Below are 23,147 nucleotides of genomic sequence, written 5' to 3' on the forward strand. Positions count from 1 at the left end.
CAGTGTATAATTAAATACGTTCATACAAACCGGAGAAGAAGGTGATACCCTCTATGAAACAATCTGTCGTTCCGGCCCAGTACCTCCAGATCGCGCTGGACCTGGCCGGGCGCATCGCCAGAGGCGAGCTGGCGGAGGGCAGCCGCATCTACGGCCGGTCGGTCATGGCCTCGGAGTACAACGTCTCCCCGGAGACCATCCGCCGGGCACTGCGGCTGCTGGCGGACATGAAGGTGGTAGAGGTGCGGCCCCAGAGCGGAGCGGTGGTCCTCTCCGCCGACAGCGCCCGCCGCTACATTGCCAACTTCGCGGAGGATGCCGACATCCACGCCCTGCGGATGCAGCTGCGGGAGCTGATCGCTCAGTCCGCGGAGGTCAACCGCCGCATGGGCGAGACCGCCGCCGCCCTGGTCAAGAGCCAGGACACCTTCTCCGCCGCCGGGGAACCGCTCCCCAACTACGAGGTACCGGTGCCCCAGGGGTCTCCCCTGACCGGCAAGAGCATCGGCGCATTGAAATTCTGGCAGTCCACCGGCGGCACCATCGTGGCCATCCGCCGGGGCCAGACCGTGATCCTCTCCCCCGGACCCTACGCGGAGCTGTACGGCGGCGACGTGATCGTCCTGGTGGGAAGTCCCGCCGCCGCGGAGGCGGCGCACCGCCTGGTGCAGGCGCAAGTAAAGGAGTGAAGAAACGCCATGATCCAATTTGAGCACGTAAACAAAAGCTATGGGAAAACACCCATTTTGAAGGACCTGACCTTCACCATCCCCGACGGGCAGTTCGTCATTCTGATCGGTCCCTCCGGCTGCGGAAAGACCACCACCCTCAAGACCATCAACCGCCTGATCGAGCCGGACAGCGGCACCATCCTCATCGACGGCCAGGACATCCACGGCCAGGACAAGGTGACGCTGCGCCGCCACATCGGCTACGTGATCCAGCAGATCGGCCTGTTCCCCAACATGACCGTGGCCCAGAACATCTGCGTGGTGCCGAAGCTGCTGAAATACGACAAGGCCAAGTGCGACGAGATCGTTCAGGACCTTTTGAAGATGGTGGGCATGGAGCAGTCCGCCAACAAGTACCCTTCCGAGCTCTCCGGCGGCCAGCAGCAGCGCATCGGCGTGCTGCGGGCCCTGGCGGCCTCTCCCCCCATCGTGCTGATGGATGAGCCCTTCTCCGCCCTGGACCCCATGACCCGCGAGGTCCTTCAGGACGAGGTGAAGAGCATCCAGCAGAAGCTGGGCAAAACCATCGTCTTTGTCAGCCACGACATGGGCGAGGCGCTGAAGCTGGCAGACATCATCATCTTCATGGACCAGGGCCAGGTGGTCCAGATGGCCTCTCCGGAGGAGATGCTGGAGCACCCGGCCAACGACCTGGTCCGCAACTTCCTGGGCAAGCACTCCTCCGAGAGCCCCGCCCCCTCCAAGGTGGAGAGCTTCATGCGCACCAACGTGCTGAGCGTGAAGAAGGACCGGGGCGTGCTGGAGTGCGCAGAGCGCATGGCCCGCAGCAGCGTGGATACCCTGCTGGTCACCGACGAGAACAAGCGGTATCTGGGCACCGTGTCCATCGGCGACATCCGCCACTGGGGCCGGGAACTCAACAACATCGAGCCCCTGATCCGCCAGACCGCCCGCACCGCCCGGGTGGGCGACGAGGCCAAGGAGTCCTTCGACTACCTGCTGGACTCCGGCGCCAGCTACGTGGTGGTCCTCAACGCCGACGACACCATCGCCGGCATCGTCACCAAGACCAGCGTGGCCCGCTCTGTGGCGGAGAACCTGTGGGGGGATGCCAAATGATGGGAACACTGCAGACCCTCTTCCACGACTACGGCGCCAAGCTGGGCACGGCCATCTGCCAGCACACGGCCTATGTGCTGGTATCCGTGGTCATCGGCTTTGCGGTGGGACTGGTGCTGGGGATCCTGCTGTCCCGGATCCCCCGGTGGCTGTCCGGCTTCATCATCCCGGTGCTGTCCATCTTCCAGACCATCCCCGGCCTGGTGTTCATCGGCGTCCTCTTCATCTGGTGGGGCAACATCTACCCAACGGTCATCGTGGCCCTCAGCGTGTACGCCATGTTCCCGATCCTGAAAAACACCTACACCGGCATCCTGGAGGTGGAGGGAAAGTACATCGAGGCGGCCAAGGGCTGCGGCATGTCCCGCTTCCAGACCCTGGTGCGGGTGGAGCTGCCCCTGGCCATGCCGGTGATCGTGGCCGGCGTGCGCATGGCCGCTATCTACACCGTCTCCTGGGCGGTGCTGGCCTCCATGATCAGCCTGGGCGGCCTGGGCGACTTCGTCTACCAGGGCACCTCCTCCAATAACAACACCCTCATCCTGCTGGGCGCCATCCCGGCGGCCATCCTGGCCATCCTCTTCGGCGCGGTCATCGACCTGCTCCAGAAGAAGGTCACCCCCAGAGGGCTGCGGAAGGGGGCGGGCAAATGAGCTGGGACGTCATTTTTGAGCACCTGTTCATCGTGCTGGCTGCCAGCCTGCTGTCCATCGCCGTGGGTCTGCCCTTGGGCATCTGGGCCTATGTGTCCCGCCGGATCCGGCCCGTGATACTGCGGATCGTGGACCTGCTCCAGACCATCCCCTCCCTGGCTCTACTTGGCATCATCATGGTGGTGCTGGACCCCGGCAAGGCCACCGTCATCATCGGCATCACCCTCTATTCCCTGCTGCCCATCGTCCAGAACACCTGTCTTGGGCTCCAGGAGGTGGATCCGGGCGTCAAGGAGGCGGCCCGGGGCATGGGCATGAGCAAGGCCTACCGCATTTTGATGGTGGAGTTCCCCCTGGCCTTCCCCACCGTGTTCACCGGCATCCGCATCGCCGTGGTCAACGCCATCGGCACCGCCGTGTTCGCGGCCTTCGTGGGCGGCGGCGGCCTGGGCGGCGTCATCACCCAGGCCATCCGCATCTCCGACATGGGCATGATCGCCCTGGCCACCGGTGTGCTCATGGTGATCGCCGTGGTGCTGGATCTGATCATGAGCTGGTTCGAAGGACAGATGCGCAAATCCCGGGGCGGGTCCAAGATTATGTGGATCCCCGTGGCGGCCATCCTGCTGGCCTTCTGCCTGCTGCTGCCCTACGGCCGCGGCTCCACCGGCGACATCATGCTCTACGACGGCGACTACTCCGAGACCCAGCTGATGCACCACATGGTGAAGATGCTGGTGGAGGACCAGACCGACCTGACCGTCACCATCCAGGACCAGATGTCCCAGGTGAACAACTGGAACGCCCTGAAGGACGACGGCCACACCTGCGACCTGATGATCTCCTACGACGGGACGCTCCTGACCACCTTCTTCCACCAGGACACCCCCGACGTGCCGGAGGGCATGACCATCTACGACTACGTGAAGGAAAAGGCCCTGGCGGACTATGACCTCCATGTGCTGGGCAAGCTGGGCTTTGAGAACACCTACGCCATCGGCGTGCCCGAGACCCTGGCGGAGGAGTACGGCCTCGCGACCATCAGCGACCTCATCCCCATTGCAGATCAGCTGACCTTCGGCGCCGAACAGGAGTTCTTCACCCTGGAGGGCAGCATGAAGTTCAATCCCTTCGTGGAGTTCTACGGACTGCAGTTCAAGGACTACCGGCCCGTGGACATGGGCCTCAAGTACGCCGCCATTGAAAACGGCACCTTCGACGTGGCCGTGGTCTACACCACCGACGGCCTCAACCGCAAGGTGGGGCTCAAGGTCCTGGAGGACGACAAGAGCTTCTTCCCCGACTACTTCGGCGTGTTCGTGGTCCGGGGCGACATTCTGGAAGAACATCCGGAGCTGGAGGACATCCTGGAACAGCTGAGCGGACAGATCTCCACCGACCAGATGGCGGAGCTGACGTACCAGGTGGACGTTCTGGGCCGCACCGTGGACGAGGTGGCCCGGGAGTTCCTGGTCAGCCTTGGGTTGCTGAGCGCGTGAAAATCTGATACCATGGTTTCCGGGGAAACGGTTTTTCCCCGGAAACTTTTTTATCCGCGAAACCACGGCGGCGGTTTTGCCGTCTTGTTCAGCAAAGAGGCGGCCATCCGCCGCCCATTCACCGGAGAGGGGGCGCGTCCATGATGGAGGACAGCGAGATCATCGACCTGTACTGGGTCCGGGACCAGCGGGCCATCGGCGAGACCGCGGGAAAATACGGCGCCTTTTTGCGGACCGTGGCCTGGAACATTCTGCGCAGCCACGGCGACGCGGAGGAGTGCGTCAACGACACCTACCTTCGAACCTGGAACGCCATTCCCCCGGCCCGGCCCGGGGCCTTCCGGGCGTGGCTGGGGCGGATCACCCGGAACCTGAGCCTGGACCGCTGGAAACGGGATCGGGCGCAGCGCCGGGGCGGAGACGACTTCTCCCTGCTGCTGGGGGAGCTGGACGTGTGCCTGCCCGACGCCGACCGGGCCCAGCGGCACCTGGAGGACCAGGAGATCGCGGACCTCATCAGCCGCTTTCTCCGGCAGCAGTCTGCCTTCAACCGCCGGGCATTTCTGCGGCGGTACTGGTATGGCGAGTCCATTGAGGAGATCGCCGCCGCGCTGGACTGCGGAACCGGCAAGGTGAAGTCCGCCCTGTTCCGCACCCGCAGCGCCCTGCGGACCTGTCTGGAAAAGGAGGGCGTGGCCATATGAGAGCGGAACATCTCTTCTCCATCCTGGGTCTGGTGGACCCGGCGCTGATCGACGAGGCCATGGATCCCTCCGCCGCCCGCAGACAGCAGCGGGCCGTCTGGCGCCGGTACGCGGCCGTTGCCGCCTGCTGCGTCCTGGTCTGCGGCGCGCTGTTCTGGTCCGTGCGCTTCCTGGGCATGGGCGGCTCAGACACCGCCACTACCGAAGATACCGCCGGCACCGCCGAGGAGCAGGAAAGTGCCGCCACGGGAAGCGACGGGTCGGACGGCGGCTCCCTTCCCCAGGCCCCCGGCGGAAGATTTTTCTCCTATGCCGGACCGGTGCTGCCCCTGACCACCCTGGAGCCCGATACGGGCCTGACGGCGGAGCGGACCCTCACCCTTGACTTCGCTCCGGGCACCCACGCCGACGGCGCCAGCAGCCAGTGGGGCGCCGGAGTGACGGACCGCTATGTGCTGACCAACCCCACGGCGGACGATGTGACCGTCACGGCCCTGTACCCGGTCACCGGCAGCCTCGCGGGCCTGTCCGAATCGGCGCCGCAGCTGACCGTGAGCGGCGCGGCGGCATCGTACACTCTGTACGCCGGGGGCTACGCGGGCGCCTTCGGCGACGAAAACGACCGGAACGGCTCCACCCACAACCTGGCAGGCCCGAACAGCTGGGAGGACTACGCCGCCCTGGTGTCCAACGGGGACTACCTGACCGACGCCCTGTCCGGAGCGCCGGACCTGGGCACCCCGGTGACCGTCTATGACTTCTCCGACGTGACCCTCACCGGAGAGGAGGAGCGGCCGGAGCTGGTGGTCTCCTGCACCTTCGACCCGGCGGCCACCACCATTCTTAGCTATGATTTCAGCGCCTCCAACTGGGACGACGGCGGCACCTGGCGGCAGCACGGGCAGCGGATCGACCCGGACCGCTGGGGCAGCCCCACCCTGATCGTGCTGGGGGCGGATATCGACTATGCTCTGCTGGCCGATTATGGTCCGGACGCCCCGGCCCTCACCGGAGCGAACTGCACCGTGGTCCGGCGGGAGACCACCCTGGGCGAGGCCCTTGGGGCGCTGTGCCGGAAGGAACTGGAGGAACGGGAGATCGCGGCCGGCGCCATGCTGGAGCCGTATGTCAAAGCGGCGGCGGAGCTGCTGACGGTATACGGCCCTCTGTCCGATGCGCCCATGGACCGCTATGCCGACGGGCGGCTGGACGATCTGCTGGGCGAGGCCCTGACCGTGGACCGGGTGGTGTATCTGGCGGTGCCGGTCACCGTCCCGGCGGGCGGCAGCGCAGAGGTGACCGCCTCCTTCTGGAAGCGGCCCGGCTATGACTTCGGCGGCTCCGGCACGGGCCGGGAGGGCCTCCAGGGCTTTGAGGTCCTGACCACCGCCGGTTCCAGCCTCATCTTCACCGGTCAGTCCGTCGCCGTGGTCAACACCGACGGCGTGGAGATCACCGCGGAGGACTTTGGATTTGACAGCGGCGGAACGGCCCTTCTGGATCCGGGCCAGCCCCGATACGGCCTGGAGGTCCGGCCTCTGGACAGCTGAACACAGCGCAGCGCCCGCGGCATACGCCGCGGGCGCTGTGTGTTTTGTCAGTGCCTCCGGCTCCGCAGCCAACCGACCAGGGCCAGAGCCGCAGCGGAGGTAATCACGGCCGCCAGTGAGGCGGCGGGGCTGCTCTCCGGTGCGGCGGGCTCCGCCGCCCGGACCGGCAGCGCCAGCAGCACCGCCGCCAGCAGAAATCCGGCCAGTTTCCTCATAGGGACCGCCGCCTTTCCCAGGGGCCGCGGCACTCCGACGCCCCTCGTTTCCCTCATCATAGCACCCGCTCCGCACCGCCGCAAGGCCGCCGGAAATTTTCTTCCGTTTTCTGTGGACAAACGGCCGCTTTTGGCGTATACTTTGCCTAACAACATATGATATTATTTTAAGTTATGTCTGACATAAGGTAAAATAATATCAAAAAAATTCAATAGAAGGAGTGGTTCTATGTCTGAGAGTTACGCGGGCAAGATCAACCGGAAGCTGCTGAAAAAGCGCCGTATCATCAACGCAGCCGCCGGCCGGGAGAAAGCGGATCTGGTGCTGAAAAACGCCACTTACGTCAACGTGTTCGCTAACCAGCTGTGCACCGCCGACATCGCCGTGGCGGAAGGGCTCATTGTAGGCATGGGCCAATACAGCGGCGAGGTGGAAGTGGACTGCACCGGCAAGATCGTTCTGCCGGGATTTCTGGACGCCCACATCCACCTGGAGAGCGCCCTTGTCAGTCCCAAGGAGTTCGTCAAGGCGGTGCTGCCTCACGGCACCACCACCGTGGTGACGGACCCCCATGAGATCGCCAACGTCATGGGCACCGACGGCATCGAGTACATGCTCCAGGCCACGGAAGACCTGCCGGTGGACGTGCGGTTCATGCTGCCCTCCTGCGTCCCGGCCACGCCGCTGGACGAGTCCGGCGCCATTCTGGACTACCGGAGCCTCGACTCCTTCTACGATCATCCCCGGGTCCAGGGTCTGGCGGAGATGATGAACTTCGTGGGCATCATTGCCGGAGACGACCAGCCGGTGGAGAAGATCGTCGCGGCCCAGGCCCACCACAAGAAGATCGACGGCCACGCCCCGGACCTGGTGGGCAACGACCTCAACGCCTACATCGCCGCCGGCGTCTACTCTGACCACGAGTGCCACGATCTGAATGACGCCATTGCCAAGCTGGAGCGGGGCCAGTTCATCATGATCCGGGAGGGCACCGCCGCCCAGAACCTGGATGCGCTGATGCCCCTGCTGTGCGACAAGTACTCCGAACGGTGTATGTTCTGCTCGGACGACAAGCACCCCAGCGACCTGCTGGAAAAGGGCCATATCGACTACATGGTGAAAAGGGCCATCGCCCTGGGTGCAGACCCTATCACCGCCGTGAAGGTGGCCTGCCACAATGCCGCTCGGTACTTCCTTCTCAATAACCGCGGCGCCATCGCCCCCGGCTATCTGGGCGATTTCGTCATCATCGATAACTTCCAGGACTTCCACATCGAAAAGGTCTTTAAGAAGGGCGAGCTGCTGGTGGAAAACGGCGTGGTGAAGGACTTCCCCGTCCCGCCCATCGAGCCCTATCTGGTGGAGCGCTCCCACAACACCTTCCATGTGGAAACGCTGACGGCGGAGGACTTCACCGAGCGGCGGCCCCGGGGCATCATCGGCATGGTAGACGGCGAGATCACCACCGTGGATGCCGGATACTCCGACCGTATCGACGTGGAGTACGACGTGCTGAAGATCGCTGTAGTGGAGCGCCACAAGAACACCCACCACATCGGCATCGGCTTCATCCAGGGCTACGGCCTTAAGTCCGGCGCCGTGGCCACCTCTGTCTCCCATGACTCTCACAACATCATCGTGGTGGGCACCAGCGAGGCCGATATGGCCGCCGCTGTCAACCGGGTGGTGGAACTGAACGGCGGCATCGTGGTCTGGGACAATGGCGCCCCCAAGGCGGAGGTGCCTCTGTCCATCGCCGGCATCATGAGTGACGAGCCTCTGGTGACGGTCAACGAAAAGCTGGAGGCTGCCAAGGCCGCCGCCCACGCCCTGGGCGTCAACCCCGGCATCGACCCCTTCATGACCCTCAGCTTCATGGCCCTGCCGGTGATCCCCTCCCTGCGCATCACCACCCGCGGCGTCTTTGACGTCACCACCCAAAGCTACGTGTAATTCTTTTCTTAAAAGAAATGAATCAAAAGAATTTCAGCTCGTTACCCGTCCCGGCGCAAGACCGGGCCTGCCGCTCGGCAACGCAGGTGGGTGCTCACGGGGAACGGCCCTCTCCGGGAAGAAACGGCCCGAGGGCACATCAGCTCGTTACCTGCCCCGGCGCAAAACCGGGCCTGCCGCTCGGCAACGCAGACGGGTGCTCACGGAGAACGGCCCTCTCCGAGAAGAAACGGCCCGAGGGCACATCAGCTCGTTACCCGCCTCGGCGCAAAACCGGGCCCGCCGCTCGGCAACGAAGCGCAGTGGTTGCGGAGGGTACCTCCTGCTGGGAGAACAAAGCCGAAAGGGGAACCGGCCCATGACCGGGTCGGGATGAACACCGGGAGACTCCCGGAGAATCCGCCCCCATTCTCTTTTGACTTGACAAAAGAGAACCCTCCAGAGGGGCTTCTCTAGCCCCTTTGGGGCAATTCACCTTCTGCGCCGCGGCCGGTGGAAGAGAAAATCGCTTTGACGAAAGGGTAGCCCACATGGGCCGCCCTTTCGTATGACAGAGGTCGTGCGAATCGGTGCGGTGGGTGTCGGCGGTCCCGTCACACCGATTCGCACAACTCTCGCACCCACGAACAGGCGTCCCGCCTGTTCGTCCCAGCGCCTTTTCTTTTGGACCGGCCGCGGCCCGTTTGTCTCCGGCCTAAGAGCTGCCGCCAGCGGCGGTTGGCCTCCGACACGCGCCTGCGTGCGCAGTCTTTTCGGCAAGGCGAAAAGAAAATGAGGGGCGGATCCCTGCGGCAGAGCCACATTCCGACAGCTGGGCGCAGCCCCCGCAGGATCTCCGCCCCAAGCCCTCATCAGGCGCGCTGCGTGCCAGCTTCCCCCAGGGGGAAGCCTTTTTTGGCGGCCTCAAAAATCGTGGCGGCTGCCGCCGCCCGGGCCCAGGTCCTCGAAAATCTCCACGATCTGTTCGATCCGCCGGAAGCACGCCGGGTCGTCCAGGGTCCCGTCGTCCAGCACCGCCCGGATCTCCGCCAGGGCCTGCCGGTACCGGCTCTCCATCAGCGCGTTCAGATCCACGCCCCCGCAGTCGATGCGCACCGCCGCCCCCCGCTCGATCAGCAGCTTGGCCAGCATCTGCAATTCCTGCTCCATACAGATCTCCCCTCTTTTTTAGAATAAGACGAACTAATTATAGGACAATACTCATGTTACAGTCAAGAAAATACTTCGAGACGGAGTAAAACATGAACAAGTCCTATTTCAATGAAAATTCCAATCTGATCGCTGACCGCCTGCGCCAACTGCGCAAGGCCCAGGGACTCTCTCAGGAGGCCCTGGCGGCTCAGATGCAGCTGCTGGGCGTGGATATCAACCAACGTCTCATCAGCAAGATCGAACGCAATGAGCGGTTCGTCAAGGACTATGAGCTGGCCTGTCTCTGCCGGGTGCTGAACGTCTCGGAAAGGGACCTGCTGGCCGATTTTTACAGCCAAACTGAATGAAAAAGCCGCCCGAACGGGCGGCTTTTTTCATTCCTCTTTTACGGTGATCTGGCAGGGCTTCATGGCCTCCAGGGCCGTGCGGTGGGCCTCCGGCGTGACACCGGCGCAGCAGGCCGCCTCCACCACGACCTCCGCCTCCGGCAAAAACGCCTTGGCCAGCAGGGCGTTGGAGAGCACGCAGATGTCCGTGCACACGCCGATGAGGGTGATCTTCCCCACCGGCTCCCGCTCGTTCAGCCGGGCCATTTCCTCCCCCAGGGCCCGGCTGCCGAAGGTGGGCTTGTCGATGACGGTGCGGCCCACGGTGTCCGGCTGTAATTGGGGGATGATCTCCCAGCCCTCGCTGCCCCGGATGCAGTGGGGCACCGGCAAATGTCTCCCCTCCTGGGTGTCCATATAATCGGGACTGTGGGTATCCCGGGTGAAGAGAATCTCCTCCCCCCGGGCAGCGCCCTCCGCCACCCTGCCAACCACATACGGCACGATGTCAAAGGCCTCCTGGGTCCCCAGGGCACCGGAGACAAAGTCGTTCTGCATATCCACTACGATCAAAATATCCATACCGTGCCTCCCGGTTTGTGAATTTTCTCCATTATATCAGTCTTTCATTCCTCTTTCCAGTCTGTTCCCCTTTTTTTGCCGGAGTGGTTGACTTTTCCACAGCAGTCAGCTACCATATTGGGTATTGTCCGAAGGCTCTGCCTTCGGTCTGTGAAATGAGAGAGGGAGATACAATTCAATGAAGCGTGAAAACTTCCAATCCCGTCTGGGATTCCTGCTGGTGAGCGCGGGCTGCGCCATCGGCATCGGCAACGTGTGGAAATTCCCCTATGTGACCGGCATTTACGGCGGCGGCGTGTTCGTGCTGTTCTATCTGCTGTTTCTGGTCATCATGGGCGTGCCCGTACTGACCATGGAGCTGGCAGTGGGCCGGGCCAGCCGCAAGAGCGCCATTGACGCCTACAAGGCTCTGGAACCCAAGGGCAGCAAGTGGCACATCCACGGCTGGTTCTGCCTGATCGGCTGCTGCCTGCTGATGATGTACTACACCACCGTGGCCGGCTGGATGCTGGACTATTTCTACAAGTTCACCACCGGCGCCTTTGAGGGAATGCCCAACGACGCCATCGACGGCGTGTTCTCCGCCATGCTGGCCAACCCCGGTGAGATGACGGTCTTTATGGTCATCATCGTGCTGGCGGGCTTTTTGGTCTGCTCGTTCGGCCTCCAGAAGGGCCTGGAGCGGATCAGCAAGTGGATGATGCTGGCGCTGCTGGCTCTGATCGTGGTGCTGGCGGTCCACAGCCTGACCCTGGACGGCGCCGCGGAGGGTGTAAAGTTCTACCTGCTGCCGGACTTCCAGCGGGCTTCTGAGGCCGGCCTCAGCAAGGTCATCACCGGCGCCATGAACCAGTCCTTCTTCACCCTGAGCCTGGGCATCGCCGCCATGGAAATCTTCGGCAGCTACATGTCCAAGGAGCACTCCCTCACCGGAGAGGCGGTCCGCATCTGCTGCCTGGACACCTTCGTGGCCTTCATGTCCGGCATGATCATCTTCCCCGCCTGCTTCAGCTTCGGCGTGGAGGCCAACAGCGGCCCCGCCCTGATTTTCATGACCCTGCCCCGGGTGTTCGTCAACATGGCCGGCGGCCGGATCTGGGGCGCGCTGTTCTTCCTGTTCATGACCTTTGCCAGCTTTACCACGGTGCTGGCGGTGTTTGAGAACATCATGGCCACCTGCATCGACAGCTTCCGCTGGTCCCGGAAGAAGGCCACCATCGTCTGCTGCGTGTTCATCCTGATCGCCAGCATGCCCTGCATCCTGGGTTACAGCTCCTGGTACTTCTCCGTGGTACTGCCCAACGCCACCAGCGGCGGCCAGATCCTGGACGTGGAGGACTTCATCGTCAGCAACCTGCTGCTGCCCCTGGGCTCTCTGGTATATCTGCTGTTCTGCGTCAGCAAGTGGGGCTGGGGCTTCGACAAGTACCTGGCCGAGGTCAACACCGGTACCGGGCTGAAGATGTCCCGGGCCTTCAAGCCCTACTTCCAGTTCATCCTGCCGGTGATCATCCTGGTAATTTTGATTCAGGGCCTGATCATCGTCAAGCCTGCAGGCTGAGGAGGCACGATGCTTCCGGCGGCTTTCGAGGCGCGCCGTTTCAACTCCTGCGTGTCAGATCCATTCGCCCCAGAGCGGTCAGCCTACCGGCTGACCGCTCTTTTTTCTGATCGGTTCGTCATTTTTGCAGGACGGCACGCCTTTTCCTGCAAAACGGCTCTTTTCAACCGGGCGGCTTTGTGCTATATTGATACGGAAACAACGCGGTTCTTCCGCAGGACACAGGAGGTCTCTCCCATGATCACTTTGCATGACAACGGCGTGTTCCTGTCAGGCGGCGCTCTTCAAAGCAGTGCCGGCGTCACCCCCGACCAGGGCCGCCGGCGGACCATGGCCTGGTCCATCCTCCAGGGCCACAGCGTCTCCGGCGACCCAGCGCATCTCCAGATCAAATTCGACGCCCTGATCTCCCACGACATCACCTATGTGGGCATCATCCAGCAGGCCCGGGCCTCCGGCATGAAGGAGTTCCCGGTGCCCTACGCCCTGACCAACTGCCACAACAGCCTCTGCGCCGTGGGCGGCACCATCAACGAGGACGACCATGTGTTCGGCCTCTCCGCCGCGAAAAAATACGGCGGCATCTACGTCCCGGCCAACCAGTCCGTCATCCACTCCTATGCAAGGGAGCAGATGGCCGGCTGCGGCAGGATGATCCTGGGCTCCGACTCCCACACCCGGTACGGCGCCCTGGGCACCATGGCCGTGGGCGAGGGCGGCCCGGAGCTTGCCAAGCAGCTGCTGAAAAATACCTGGGACCTGCCCTACCCGGAGGTGGTGCTGGTGTGGCTCACCGGCGCGCCGAAGCGGGGCGTGGGCCCTCACGACGTGGCCATCGCCCTGGTGAAGGCCACCTTTGAAAGCGGCTTCGTCAACAACCGGGTGCTGGAGTTCGCCGGTCCGGGCGTTGCAAGCCTCCCCATCGACTTCCGCAACGGCATCGACGTGATGACCACGGAGACCACGTGCCTTTCCTCCATCTGGATCACCGACGGCGAGACCGAGGACTTCTACAAGATCCATCAGCGGCCGGAGGACTACAAGCCCCTGGCCCCCCAGGACGGCGCGTACTACGACCGGTACATCGAGATCGACCTCTCCGCCGTGGAGCCCATGATCGCCCTGCCCTTCCACCCCTCCAACGCCTGGACCATCCACGAGTTCCAGGCCAACGCCGCCGACATTCTGGCGGCAGTGGAGGCGGACGCCCGCAAGCGCTACCCCAAGGCCGATCCCCAGCTTTGCTGCAAGATCCACGATGGCGGCGTCTGGGCCGACCAGGGTGTCATCGCCGGCTGCGCCGGTGGTCTCTTTGACAATATCGCCGAGGCGGCGGACATCCTCCGGGGCGGCTCCACCGGCAACGGCGCCTTCACCCTGGACGTGTACCCCACCAGCGTGCCCGTCAGCCTGGAGCTGACCCGGATGGGGGCCACGGCGGACCTGCTGGAAACCGGGGCCGTCATCAAGCCCAGCTTCTGCGGACCCTGCTTCGGTGCGGGAGACGTGCCCGCCAACAACGGCCTGTCCCTGCGGCACACCACCCGCAACTTCCCCAACCGGGAGGGCTCCAAGCCCGCCGAGGGGCAGTTCGCCGGGGTCTGCCTGATGGACGCCCGGTCCATCGCGGCCACGGCCCGGAGCGGCGGCAAGATCACCGCCGCCACCGACATCGACTATGAGACGGTCCGCCATCCCTACCGCTTCGCCAAGGAGGTCTACGACAAGCGCCTCTACTACGGCTTCGGCAAGGCCGACCCCAGCGTGGAGCTGGTCATGGGCCCCAACATCACCGACTGGCCGAAGATGCAGCCCCTGTCCGAGAACCTGCTGGTGGAGCTGGCGGCGGTGCTGCGGGACCCGGTGACCACCACCGACGAGCTGATCCCCTCCGGCGAGACCAGCAGCTACCGCTCCAACCCCCTGCGGCTGGCGGAGTTCACTCTCTCCCGCCGGGAGCCCGCCTACGTGGGCCGGGCCAAGGCGGCCGCCGCCCTGGAGGCGGAGCGCCTGGCCGGCAGGGCCCCGGAGGTGCTGAAAGCCATTCTGGACAAGGTAGGCGACGGCGCGGCCCTGCTGAGCAATACCCAGTTCGGCTCCTGCGTATTCGCCAACAAGCCCGGCGACGGCTCCGCCCGGGAGCAGGCGACCAGCTGCCAGAAGGTGCTGGGCGGCTTTGCCAACATCTGCTATGAGTTTGCCACCAAGCGCTACCGCTCCAACTGCATCAACTGGGGCATCCTGCCCTTCACCCTGGACCAGGGCGCGGAATTCCCCTATGAGGCGGGCGACTGCGTGTTCGTCCCCGGCATCCGGGCGGCCATCGCCGCCGGGCAGGAGGACATCCCCGCCAAGGTCATCCGCGCCGACGGGTCCGTGGCGGACCTGACGCTCCACGTGAAGGGTCTGACGGAGGATGAGAAGGAGATCATCCTGGACGGGTGTTTGATGAATTACTACGCAAAGAGGGCTGATTGAGATGGAAAAAATCAAAATGACCACCCCCATCGTGGAGATGGACGGGGACGAGATGACCCGCATCCTCTGGGGCTGGATCAAGGAGACGCTGATCGAGCCCTTCGTGGGCCTCAAGACCGAGTACTATGACCTGGGCCTCCTGCACCGCAATGAGACGAAGGATCAGGTCACTGTGGACGCCGCCAACGCCACCCGCCGCCTGGGTGTGGCTGTCAAGTGCGCGACCATTACACCCAACCGGCAGCGCATGGAGGAGTATCCGGAGCTCACCGAGATGTGGAAGAGCCCCAACGGCACCATCCGCTCCATCCTGGACGGCACCGTGTTCCGCGCTCCCATCCTCATCGACGCCATCCAGCCGGTGGTGAAGAACTGGAAGCGCCCCATCACCATCGCCCGTCACGCCTACGGCGACGTGTACAAGAGCGTGGACTTCCGCACCGACGAGCCGGGCGAGTGCGTCATGACCTTCCGGGGCGCCTCCGGAGCGGAGCACACCGTGTCCGTCCAGAAGGTGGACGGCCCCGCCGTGTGGCAGGGCGCCCACAACAAGGACAAGTCCATCCGCTCCTTCGCCCAAGCCTGCTTCCAGTACGCCATCGACACCCGGCAGGACCTGTGGTTTTCCACCAAGGACACCATCGCCAAGGTCTACGACGGGGAGTTCAAGAAGATCTTCGAGGAGGAGTACGAGGCCCGCTACAAGGCGGAATTCGAGAAGCTGGGCCTCACCTACTTCTACACCCTCATCGACGACGCCGTGGCCCGGGTCATCCGCAGCGAGGGCGGCTACATCTGGGCCTGCAAGAACTACGACGGCGACGTCATGAGCGACATGGTGTCCACCGCCTTTGGCTCTCTTGCCATGATGACCTCCGTGCTGGTGGCGCCCGACGGGACCATGGAGTTCGAGGCGGCCCACGGCACCGTCACCCGCCACTACTACAAGTACCTCAAGGGTGAGGAGACCTCCACCAACCCCATGGCCACCATCTTCGCCTGGTCCGGCGCCCTCAAGCGCCGGGGTGAGCTGGACGGTCTGCCGGAGCTGGTACGCTTCGGCGAGAAGCTGGAAGAGGCCTGCTACGACACCCTCAACGCCGGGGTCATGACAAAGGACCTGGTGGGCCTGGTGGAGCCGGGCTTTGCCGCCACCGCCGTCACCAGCAAGGAATTTTTGAACGCCATCGCCGGGAGACTGGCGGAAAAGCTGGCGTGACCGTATCGATCAAACAGCCCGCGCATCCAATGGATGCGCGGGCTGTTTTTTCATGCGCATAAACGCGGCCTGCCAAGTCACAGGGCACTCAGGTCCGCCGCCTGGGTGTCCCCGGCGGCGGTGCCCGCGTCCAGGGCCTGGAGGGCGGCAATGGCGGAGAGCGTGGTCCCCAGCTGGGTAAACAGCAGGGCCAGGCGCACCAGTTCCTCCCGGCTCCGGGCACACTTGGCGATGGCCGCAGCGGCGGCATACGCACCGGCGCTCTGCTCAAAGGCGTCCATGGCGCTCCCCCCTCTCCGCCTCTATTCTATGAGGCGGAGAGGCGGTTCTTTCACCCTGTTTTCTCAGGTCAGCAGGGAGGCCAGATACGCGGCCTCCCCGCGCAGGTCGGCGGCGCCCCGGTACCGGACGAACAGCACCTGCCGCCCCAGCCGGGCCACGGCGCACTGGGTGTTTTCATCCGACAGCCACCACCAGAAGCCGTCCAGTTCCTCCGTCTCCACCGGCGTTGATGTACCATCGGAAGATGCCTCCCGGGGAGGGGAGACAGCCGCCGGGGCCAAGGCAGTCAGCTCTTCCGCCAGCCGCCGGGCAAGTCCCGCTGTCAAAAGGCGGTAGCAGGCGGTCCCTGCCACAGCCTGACCGCCGTCCGGCAGAGCCACGGCCTCCGTGGCCCAGAAAATGCGGGGCGCCAGTTCGTGGACCTTGGTCCTCACATCCATATAGAGGGGATCCCCCACCGTCTCTTCCAGAACCCGGGGGTCCACATACACCACCTCCGGCGCGGGCACGCCGTGGGCATCATAAGCATGCCAGCCGCCAGCCAGGCTGCCGCCGCTGTTGTTCCGGAGGCCGCCCAGGATCGACACGGCATACATGCAGATCAGCGCCGCCATCAGCCCCCGGGCCAGCCACTTCTGCCGCCGGTAGGGCCGGGGACGATCCAAGGGGATGCCGGCATTCAGGGAGCGCAGCAGGCGGCGCATACTGCGGACCTGGCAAAACAGCAGCACCAGAAGCAGCACCGACGCCGCCGTGCCCGCAAGCAGCCGCCCCGGGGCGTACGTCTCTACCATGTCCAGCACCGGGGATTCGAACGCCGCCGGAATCAGCGCCCACAGAGCAAATACCGCCGCGGCCAGCAGGCCGCACAGCACACTGTCCCGCAGCATCCTCCGCTTCAGGTATCTGTACCCCATTCCCTGGACCACCGGGTCCGTGTCCAGTTCCGGGGCATCCGGGTCCTCGCATCGCCAGACGTGGAAGGCTCCTGGGATGGTCCCGGCGTACTCCCAGTCCAGCTCCCGGTATCCCTCTACCGTTTCTTCCGGCGGGCGCTTCTCCTTTTTCGCCAGAGGCTGCATCCGATACCGGCAGGCAAAGGGATCCGTCTTTTCAAAGATACCGCTCCAGCCGGTCATGCCTTTGAGGCGGTAGCCCTGTTTTGCCATATCCTCCAGCCAGGACTCGTTGGCGGCCACGTCGTAGACGTTGGCGGGCCGCAGCTCCTTGTATTCCGCGTCTTTCACGAAGCGCTCCTCTGTCATACAGTCTCCTCAAACCGCTCCAGGGCGGCGGCAAACACCTCCAGCTTTCCGCCGAGGTCCAGTTCCCCGTCGTACTGGTATTCCATCAGCTGCGCCCCCCGGCGGACCAGCAGCAGCTGCGTGCCGTCATCGAAACGGAACCGCCAGGCCCCATCCAGGTCCGGGAGAAAAAGCGCCTCCAGTTCCCCCTTCCACGTCGCCGATTCCTCCACCCAGGCCTTCGCCATCCGCTCCGCCTGGAAGGGCAGCCACATCCGGTAGTACTTGGCCAGGACAAAGACGGGGTCGCTGCCTCTGCTCCCCCCTTCGCTGACCCACCAGGATTCCCGGGCGGTAAAGTTCTGGATCCGCAGGGCCTCCGGCGTCCGGTTGGCCGGCGCGTCTCCCAGTTCCGACAACGTCACGCAGGGCACCGGCCGGTCGAAGGTCTCCACCGGCTCCAGGGGATGGGAGGAGGGCTGGAGGATGGAGGCCACACGTGTCAAAATCAACACCGACCAGAACACCACCAGCACCATGGACATGGCCCGGGCCCGGCGGTAGGGCCCCCGGTGGGGCTGGGGCAGGCCCAGCTTCAGCGCCCGGATATACCGGCGGAATACCCGCTCGGCATAGATGCCCACTGGGATCAGGGCGGCAACGTTCAGCCACTCTACAACGGTGATCCACCAGGTGGACCAGTGGTCCGCAGCTCTCAGCAGGTGCGGGCCGGAGCAGAAGTCCCAAACCACCAGGGCCAGGATGGCAGCGGCAGCGGCCCACAGCCACCGCATGTTCCTGCGCTCCCGCCGCAGCAGATAGCGGTAGGCGTCGCCCTCGGTCTCCGGGTCCGTGAACAGCTCCGAGGCCGACGGGTCGTCACAGCGCCAGATGTGCCAGCTTTTTCTCACGGTGCAGACGTACTGCCAGCCCAGGTCCGCAAACAGCTCCCGCCGGTGCCGGTCCGGGGCCTTCTCCCGCCGGGCCAGGGGCTCCAGCCGGTAGCGGACCGCCTTCGGCTCCCCCGGCGTGAAATCGCACAGCCATCCGTACCGGTCCAGGAACAGCCCCTGGGCCGCCCGGTCCTCCAGCCACGCCTGGACGGCAGGGGTGTCAAAGCCCATGGCAGGGGCCAGAGCGTCCCAGAAGTTCTCTTTCCAACGCTTCAAAAACGGCAGCCAGTCGAAAATCGTTCGCTTCACGGTGGCCCCTCCCTTTCTATTGGAACTCTTCCAGAATGGCAGCATAGTCGTCCAGATGGGCCGAGAGATCGTCGATCCCATCCGCATACACATACAGCACCGTCCGGTCCCGGCAGGCCACCAGGACCGACCGGTCCTCCTCCGTCATCAGCGCCAGGCGATCAAACCCCGGGCGGTCCAGCACCGACCAGGCGCCCCGGGGATTGCTCTTCCGGGCATACGCCAGCTGCTCGCCATAGAGGGCCCGGGCCAGAGAGGCAAACCGCAGGCGGTCGAAACGGGTATTCACCCGGACCTCCCCGGCGGATTCCATGATCTGCACATACTCTGGCGCCAGGAAAGTGCTCTTGATCTGGACGGAGCTCCGCTCCGCCCCGCTCCCGGCAGCGGCGTCCAGGGCGGACAAGGACACGCAGGGCAGCGGCTCCCCCGGCGCATCCAGGTCGATGCTGCGGGCCGTGACCTTAGGCAGCAGCACCGCCAGCACCAGCATGACGAGAAAGATCCAAGTACCTCCCACCAACAGCGCCGTCCGCCGGCGGTTCTTCCGCCAGGGGCCCGTGTGGGGCAGCGTTCCGTCCCGTTTCAGCCGCCGGCCGGTGCGGATGGTCCCCCGCAGCCGCAGTGCCATCATGCACAGGAAGAAGGGCACCGCCGCCAGCACGAAGAGCCAGGGCAGATCCAGATAGTGGACCAGCAGGTCCACCCAATTTCTCCCCGCACTCCACATCAAAACCGCCATTGCTGCCAGCATCTGGATCCCCAGCAGGACCAGGGTCCCCCCGGCATTCCACCGGTCCCGGCACAGCTGCTTCTTCCAGGCCCAGAACAAGCTCTCGGGGTCGGTGTAGAGCTCCGGCGCATCGGGGTCGGCACAGTACCAGACCAGGTAGTCCGTCATATCCGCCGGAGAGGTCCAGCCCAGGTCCTCATAGAGCTCCTTCCGGGCCGCCTGGGCCTGATTGTCCTCCTCCCGGAGCGGCTCCAGCCGCGCCCGGCAGGTCCGGGGCTGACTTCTCCGGAACTTGGCGTACCATACGCCGAAGGACACCGGCATCCAGCCCCGGGCCGCCTGATACACCAGCCATTCCTCCATGGCGCCCGGGTCCCAGCCCTCCACCGGCATGAGGAATCTCCGCGTTTGCTTCATGCGCCTTTCCTCCCCCTCTACTGGAATTCCCTCAGCAACGCCGCGTAGTCGTCCAGATGTGCCTCTGCGCCCGCCACGCCGAAGGCGCCCACATACAGCACGATTTTGTCCTGCCACAGCAGCAGGTAGGTGTTCTCCCCGGATCGGGCCAAGCTCACGCCGTCAAAGCCGGGGTGGTCCAGCTCTGTCAGCTCCGCCTCCGCGAAGACGGGGATCCTCGTCTGCCACTCCCGGTACAGCGGCTCCGCCAGACAGGAAAGCAGCAAAATGTCGCACTGGTTGATGACGCTCCGCTCCCCGGTGTAGCGATCCCAGACGTCGTAGTGGCCGGGGTTCAAAAAGGTCGGGTTCATCAGGCAGGTGCCGGAGGTCCGGTCCGCCTCCGTCAGGGTCTCGTCCAGCTGCCAGCCCATGAGGCAGGGCACGGGATGGGTCAGCTCATCCAGTCCCTCTCCCCAGCTGGTGCCCAGCCGCAAAAACGGATAGCCGATGACCAGGAGGTCCATCAGGAGCATTGCCCCCAGGACCATCCCCGCCCGACGGCGCGCCCGCCGCCAGTCGCCGGTGTGGGACTGGGGCAGTCCCGCCGCCATCTGGCGGCGGAGCAGGCGGACGCGGCGGAGGGTATCCACCGTCTCCCACACCGCCCAGACCAGCAGCACCGCGCTGAGGGGCGCGCTGATCCCCACGCCCCGGATGGCCGTCTCCACCGGCTTCTCGGAGCTTGCGATCCGATAGACTGCAAAAGCAGCCACCGCCGCCAGGGCCAGCCAGGCCAGGAGCAGGTCCCGCCGCCCCTTCCGCAGCAGCCGGTCCCGGTCCCAGGCAGCGGCCACCGGGTCCGTCTCCAACTCCGGGGCGGCAGGGTCCCGGCAGAGATAGATGTGATAGCGGTCCGCCTGGTTGGCGAGATAGTCCCAGCCCAGTTGGGTATAAACCTCCTCCCGCTCCTGCCGGGCCTCCAGGGTCTCCCTGGCGGCGGGCATCATCCGGCAGCGGACCCGGATGGGCTCCCCCCGCCGGAATGTGGCGAACCGGAAGCCGCACTCCGTCAGATGCCATCCCCGGGCAAACATCTCCTCCAGCCAGGCCTCCATGGCTCCGGTATCCCAGCTGGTATCCGGCATCAAAAACCGCTTTTGCTCTTTCATGGCTCTCCCCGCCTTTCGGCATAATCCGCCATCTGGAGGGCGTAGTCCGTCACGGCCCCGTCATCGGCGCCGGGCCCCGCGGCCTCCGCGTAAGCCACGGTGTTTCCACGGAGGAGCAGGGCGGCCCGGATCTGCCCCTCGGACAGATGGTCCATTCCCGCCTCCGTCTGCCAGGCGCCCTCTGTCTCCGCCATTTGCAGATGCCGGATTGCCTCCGCCAGCGGCTCCCAGCGGGCCTGCCAGCAGACGGCGGTATAGGTGGTCTCCCCCTCCCGCCAGGTGATCCGCAGATTTGGGGAAGCGAGACCCCCACCCGAAGGTCGATGTCCCAGTCCTCACCATCCGCAGCCTGGACTGTCAGCGCAGGCAGCGTTGCCCACATGTCCCACTTCTCCGCCTGATGGAACAGATTGCCCAGATTGATCAGCGGTGCGCTCAGGACCAGTACGACGGCGAACACCCGCCCCCACCGGGCGGCCCGCCGCCAGCTTCCTCCGGGCGGTTCCCGAAGGCCCGCCGACGCCTGCCGCCGCAGCCGCAGGAGCTTCGGCACCGACAGCGCCGCCCACAGCGTCAGTCCCGCGCCGCCCAGAGCCTGGACCGCCAGGAGCACCAGCGGCTCCGTCACCGTGAACTCCCAGCCCAGCAGCACCATGCTGGCCAGCAGCGCCAGGCCCAGGGCACCCAGGCCGACGCTCTCCCACAGCCCCCAGACAAAGGCCTTCCGCCAAACCATGGCCCAGACCTCCATATCCGTGTCCAGTTCCGGGACGGCGGGGTCGTCACAGTAGAACGCCGCCATATGAAAATGCCAGTCGAACGTGGCGCCGAAGGTCCAGCCCAGTTCCCGGAAGGTCTCCAGCCGCTCCTGCCAGGCCTCCTGGCTGACGAACCCCACCGGCTGTACCCGCACCCGGCAGACCGCCGGCTCCGTCCGCAGAAGGCGCACCAGCCCGCCGCCCCACTGCCGGGACCCGTCCAGCCGCCAGCCCCGGGCGGCCTCGTCCTCCAGCCACCGCTCCACCGCCTCCACGTCCCAGATGTTCGCCGGGTACGGCGTCCACTTCCGCTTCATCGGCCCCCCTCCTTTCCGCCGGCTGCTTCCTCCCGCTCGCCGTCGGCCACGCACATCTTCAGCCGGCTCAGCTCCTGGCGGAACAGGGCCCGGCCCCGGTCCGTCAGGGCGTAGGTCCGCTTGCGGCCCTCCACCGCCGTCTCCTCGATGAGCCGCTCCTCCTGGAACTTGGCCAGGATCGTATACAGCGTCCCGGGTCCCAGAGGCACCCTCCCGGCGGTGATGTCGTCCACGAACTGCACGATCTCCGCGCCGCAGCGCTCCTGCCGCAGCAGGGACAGCAGCACGTAAAACATGCTCTCCGTCAGCACCTTCAGCGGTTCCTTGGCCATGTTCTCACCCCCGATATCGTAACACGATATTCTTCCTGTTCTCAGTATAATATCGTCACACGATATTGTCAATACGGGCCCTGCCGTTCCCCGTTTTTCTTCCAGCGCTGACAGGATTTGAGGGTTGCCGCCACAGGGAGGCGTCCTGTATGCTGATATACAAACCCCTATGCGAAAGGACGTGACCGACATGAAACGGACAACACTCTGTGGCCTCATGGCCGCCTGCGCCCTGACCTGGGCAGCCCTGCCGGGCCGGGCCTCCGCCGCCCGGATGGTGCCGGTACAGGTGGACGGCACGGTGCTGCCCACCGTCAACTATCTCACCGACGGCGTCACCTACGCACCTCTGCGGAGCCTGCTGGACGCCTTCGGCGGCTGGGAGATCTCCTGGGACAGCGCCGAACAGGTGGCCGTGGCCCAGTCGGAGGATCTGCGCCTGACCGCAGACCCGGACGCCGACACCATCACCGCCGGCGGCGCTACATACAGCGGCAAGGTCTTTGTGGAACGGGGCCGGACCTATGTGCCGGTGCGGCTGGTGGCGGACCTCTGCGGCGGCAGCACCAGCTGGGACCGGTATCTCGGCGGCGCCGCCGTCACCTCCCCGGACGCACAGCACGACGCTGCGGACCTGTACTGGCTCAGCCGCATCATCAGCGCCGAAAGCCGGGGCGAGGCCATGGAGGGCCAGATCGCCGTGGGCAACGTGGTGCTGAACCGGGTGGCGGCGGAGGAGTTCCCCGACACCATCCCCGCCGTGATCTTCGACCGCAAGCACGACGTGCAGTTCACGCCGGTGGCCAACGGCTCCGTGTTCCTCACCCCCACGGCGGCCTCCGTGGAGGCCGCCAGGCGCACGCTGAACGGAGAGAACACCGCAGGCAGCGCGCTGTACTTCTATGCCCCGGCCCTGTCCCAGGGCGTGTGGATCAACGCAAACCGCACCTATCTCATGACCATCGGCTGTCACCGTTTTTACCTGTGAGGCGGGATGATTGACTTTT

Annotated in this window: 22 protein-coding genes; 12 read left to right on the forward strand and 10 right to left on the reverse strand. The window is 64.9% G+C overall.

Annotated features, from left to right (window positions below; all coding sequences use genetic code 11):
* Positions 1-53: 53 nt before the first annotated feature.
* The 6 genes from ACVDHE_RS15035 to ACVDHE_RS15060 all read left to right on the forward strand — a co-directional run bounded on the left by ACVDHE_RS15035 (position 54) and on the right by ACVDHE_RS15060 (position 6,217).
* Positions 54-689 (forward strand): TrkA C-terminal domain-containing protein, encoded by a 636-nt coding sequence (locus tag ACVDHE_RS15035; RefSeq protein ID WP_213038765.1) that lies wholly within the window; start codon positions 54-56, stop codon positions 687-689.
* Positions 690-698: 9 nt separating this feature from the next.
* On the forward strand, positions 699-1,811 hold the full coding sequence (locus tag ACVDHE_RS15040; protein WP_213038766.1) for a betaine/proline/choline family ABC transporter ATP-binding protein: 1,113 nt from the start codon (positions 699-701) through the stop codon (positions 1,809-1,811).
* Entirely contained in the window at positions 1,808-2,464 is a 657-nt protein-coding gene (locus ACVDHE_RS15045) for an ABC transporter permease (RefSeq protein WP_249539302.1), read from the forward strand. The genes ACVDHE_RS15040 and ACVDHE_RS15045 overlap by 4 nt, the downstream gene beginning before the upstream one ends.
* Positions 2,461-3,963: a glycine betaine ABC transporter substrate-binding protein gene (locus ACVDHE_RS15050; protein WP_458885024.1), complete on the forward strand. Its 1,503-nt coding sequence runs from the start codon at positions 2,461-2,463 to the stop codon at positions 3,961-3,963. The genes ACVDHE_RS15045 and ACVDHE_RS15050 overlap by 4 nt, the downstream gene beginning before the upstream one ends.
* A gap of 140 nt (positions 3,964-4,103) precedes the next feature.
* Complete coding sequence (locus tag ACVDHE_RS15055; protein ID WP_249539303.1) at positions 4,104-4,667, forward strand: RNA polymerase sigma factor; 564 nt, start codon at positions 4,104-4,106, stop codon at positions 4,665-4,667.
* Entirely contained in the window at positions 4,664-6,217 is a 1,554-nt protein-coding gene (locus ACVDHE_RS15060; protein ID WP_458885025.1) for a hypothetical protein, read from the forward strand. Before ACVDHE_RS15055 ends, ACVDHE_RS15060 begins: the two co-directional genes overlap by 4 nt.
* Before the next feature lie 47 nt (positions 6,218-6,264).
* On the opposite strand, the gene ACVDHE_RS15065 is transcribed toward ACVDHE_RS15060, so the two are convergent.
* Positions 6,265-6,432, reverse strand: a complete 168-nt coding sequence (locus tag ACVDHE_RS15065; RefSeq protein ID WP_458885026.1) for a hypothetical protein — start codon at positions 6,430-6,432, stop codon at positions 6,265-6,267.
* A gap of 229 nt (positions 6,433-6,661) precedes the next feature.
* Between ACVDHE_RS15065 and ade the strand changes: the two genes are divergently transcribed.
* Positions 6,662-8,386 carry an adenine deaminase gene (gene ade, locus ACVDHE_RS15070; protein WP_458885027.1) on the forward strand — a complete coding sequence of 575 codons (1,725 nt, stop codon included), beginning with the start codon at positions 6,662-6,664 and terminating at the stop codon, positions 8,384-8,386.
* 903 nt (positions 8,387-9,289) lie between these two features.
* Here the strand turns inward: ade and ACVDHE_RS15075 are convergent.
* The gene (locus ACVDHE_RS15075) at positions 9,290-9,535 is read right to left on the reverse strand and encodes a hypothetical protein (protein WP_458885028.1); all 246 of its coding nucleotides are present in this window, start codon (positions 9,533-9,535) and stop codon (positions 9,290-9,292) included.
* A 92-nt stretch (positions 9,536-9,627) separates the two neighbouring features.
* Between ACVDHE_RS15075 and ACVDHE_RS15080 the strand changes: the two genes are divergently transcribed.
* Positions 9,628-9,885 carry a helix-turn-helix domain-containing protein gene (locus ACVDHE_RS15080; RefSeq protein ID WP_418725074.1) on the forward strand — a complete coding sequence of 86 codons (258 nt, stop codon included), beginning with the start codon at positions 9,628-9,630 and terminating at the stop codon, positions 9,883-9,885.
* Between the two features lie 27 nt (positions 9,886-9,912).
* On the opposite strand, the gene ACVDHE_RS15085 is transcribed toward ACVDHE_RS15080, so the two are convergent.
* Positions 9,913-10,446, reverse strand: a complete 534-nt coding sequence (locus tag ACVDHE_RS15085; RefSeq protein WP_458885029.1) for a cysteine hydrolase family protein — start codon at positions 10,444-10,446, stop codon at positions 9,913-9,915.
* A gap of 178 nt (positions 10,447-10,624) precedes the next feature.
* Between ACVDHE_RS15085 and ACVDHE_RS15090 the strand changes: the two genes are divergently transcribed.
* The 3 genes from ACVDHE_RS15090 to ACVDHE_RS15100 all read left to right on the forward strand — a co-directional run bounded on the left by ACVDHE_RS15090 (position 10,625) and on the right by ACVDHE_RS15100 (position 15,704).
* Complete coding sequence (locus ACVDHE_RS15090) at positions 10,625-12,007, forward strand: sodium-dependent transporter (RefSeq protein ID WP_458885030.1); 1,383 nt, start codon at positions 10,625-10,627, stop codon at positions 12,005-12,007.
* 237 nt (positions 12,008-12,244) lie between these two features.
* Positions 12,245-14,485, forward strand: coding sequence for a hydratase (locus ACVDHE_RS15095; protein WP_458885031.1), 2,241 nt, complete (start codon positions 12,245-12,247; stop codon positions 14,483-14,485).
* A 1-nt stretch (position 14,486) separates the two neighbouring features.
* Positions 14,487-15,704, forward strand: coding sequence for an NADP-dependent isocitrate dehydrogenase (locus ACVDHE_RS15100; RefSeq protein ID WP_458885032.1), 1,218 nt, complete (start codon positions 14,487-14,489; stop codon positions 15,702-15,704).
* A 77-nt stretch (positions 15,705-15,781) separates the two neighbouring features.
* Here ACVDHE_RS15100 and ACVDHE_RS15105 read toward each other — a convergent pair whose 3' ends face one another.
* From ACVDHE_RS15105 to ACVDHE_RS15135, 7 genes are all read right to left on the reverse strand, one after another.
* A complete protein-coding gene (locus tag ACVDHE_RS15105; RefSeq protein WP_458885033.1) occupies positions 15,782-15,985 on the reverse strand; it encodes a DUF6774 domain-containing protein in 204 nt (67 codons plus the stop codon).
* A 63-nt stretch (positions 15,986-16,048) separates the two neighbouring features.
* Positions 16,049-17,251, reverse strand: a complete 1,203-nt coding sequence (locus ACVDHE_RS15110; RefSeq protein ID WP_458885034.1) for a DUF2812 domain-containing protein — start codon at positions 17,249-17,251, stop codon at positions 16,049-16,051.
* A complete protein-coding gene (locus ACVDHE_RS15115; protein WP_458885035.1) occupies positions 17,248-18,432 on the reverse strand; it encodes a DUF2812 domain-containing protein in 1,185 nt (394 codons plus the stop codon). The genes ACVDHE_RS15110 and ACVDHE_RS15115 overlap by 4 nt, the downstream gene beginning before the upstream one ends.
* Before the next feature lie 16 nt (positions 18,433-18,448).
* Positions 18,449-19,582, reverse strand: coding sequence for a DUF2812 domain-containing protein (locus ACVDHE_RS15120; RefSeq protein ID WP_458885036.1), 1,134 nt, complete (start codon positions 19,580-19,582; stop codon positions 18,449-18,451).
* Between the two features lie 17 nt (positions 19,583-19,599).
* Positions 19,600-20,733 carry a DUF2812 domain-containing protein gene (locus ACVDHE_RS15125; RefSeq protein ID WP_458885037.1) on the reverse strand — a complete coding sequence of 378 codons (1,134 nt, stop codon included), beginning with the start codon at positions 20,731-20,733 and terminating at the stop codon, positions 19,600-19,602.
* A gap of 49 nt (positions 20,734-20,782) precedes the next feature.
* Positions 20,783-21,808, reverse strand: coding sequence for a hypothetical protein (locus ACVDHE_RS15130; RefSeq protein WP_458885038.1), 1,026 nt, complete (start codon positions 21,806-21,808; stop codon positions 20,783-20,785).
* Positions 21,805-22,140 carry a PadR family transcriptional regulator gene (locus ACVDHE_RS15135; protein ID WP_213038782.1) on the reverse strand — a complete coding sequence of 112 codons (336 nt, stop codon included), beginning with the start codon at positions 22,138-22,140 and terminating at the stop codon, positions 21,805-21,807. The genes ACVDHE_RS15130 and ACVDHE_RS15135 overlap by 4 nt, the downstream gene beginning before the upstream one ends.
* A 190-nt stretch (positions 22,141-22,330) precedes the next feature.
* Between ACVDHE_RS15135 and ACVDHE_RS15140 the strand changes: the two genes are divergently transcribed.
* Complete coding sequence (locus ACVDHE_RS15140; protein WP_325226048.1) at positions 22,331-23,128, forward strand: cell wall hydrolase; 798 nt, start codon at positions 22,331-22,333, stop codon at positions 23,126-23,128.
* The last annotated feature ends 19 nt before the right edge of the window (positions 23,129-23,147 follow it).

This window comes from Dysosmobacter sp. Phy, assembly GCF_054476235.1.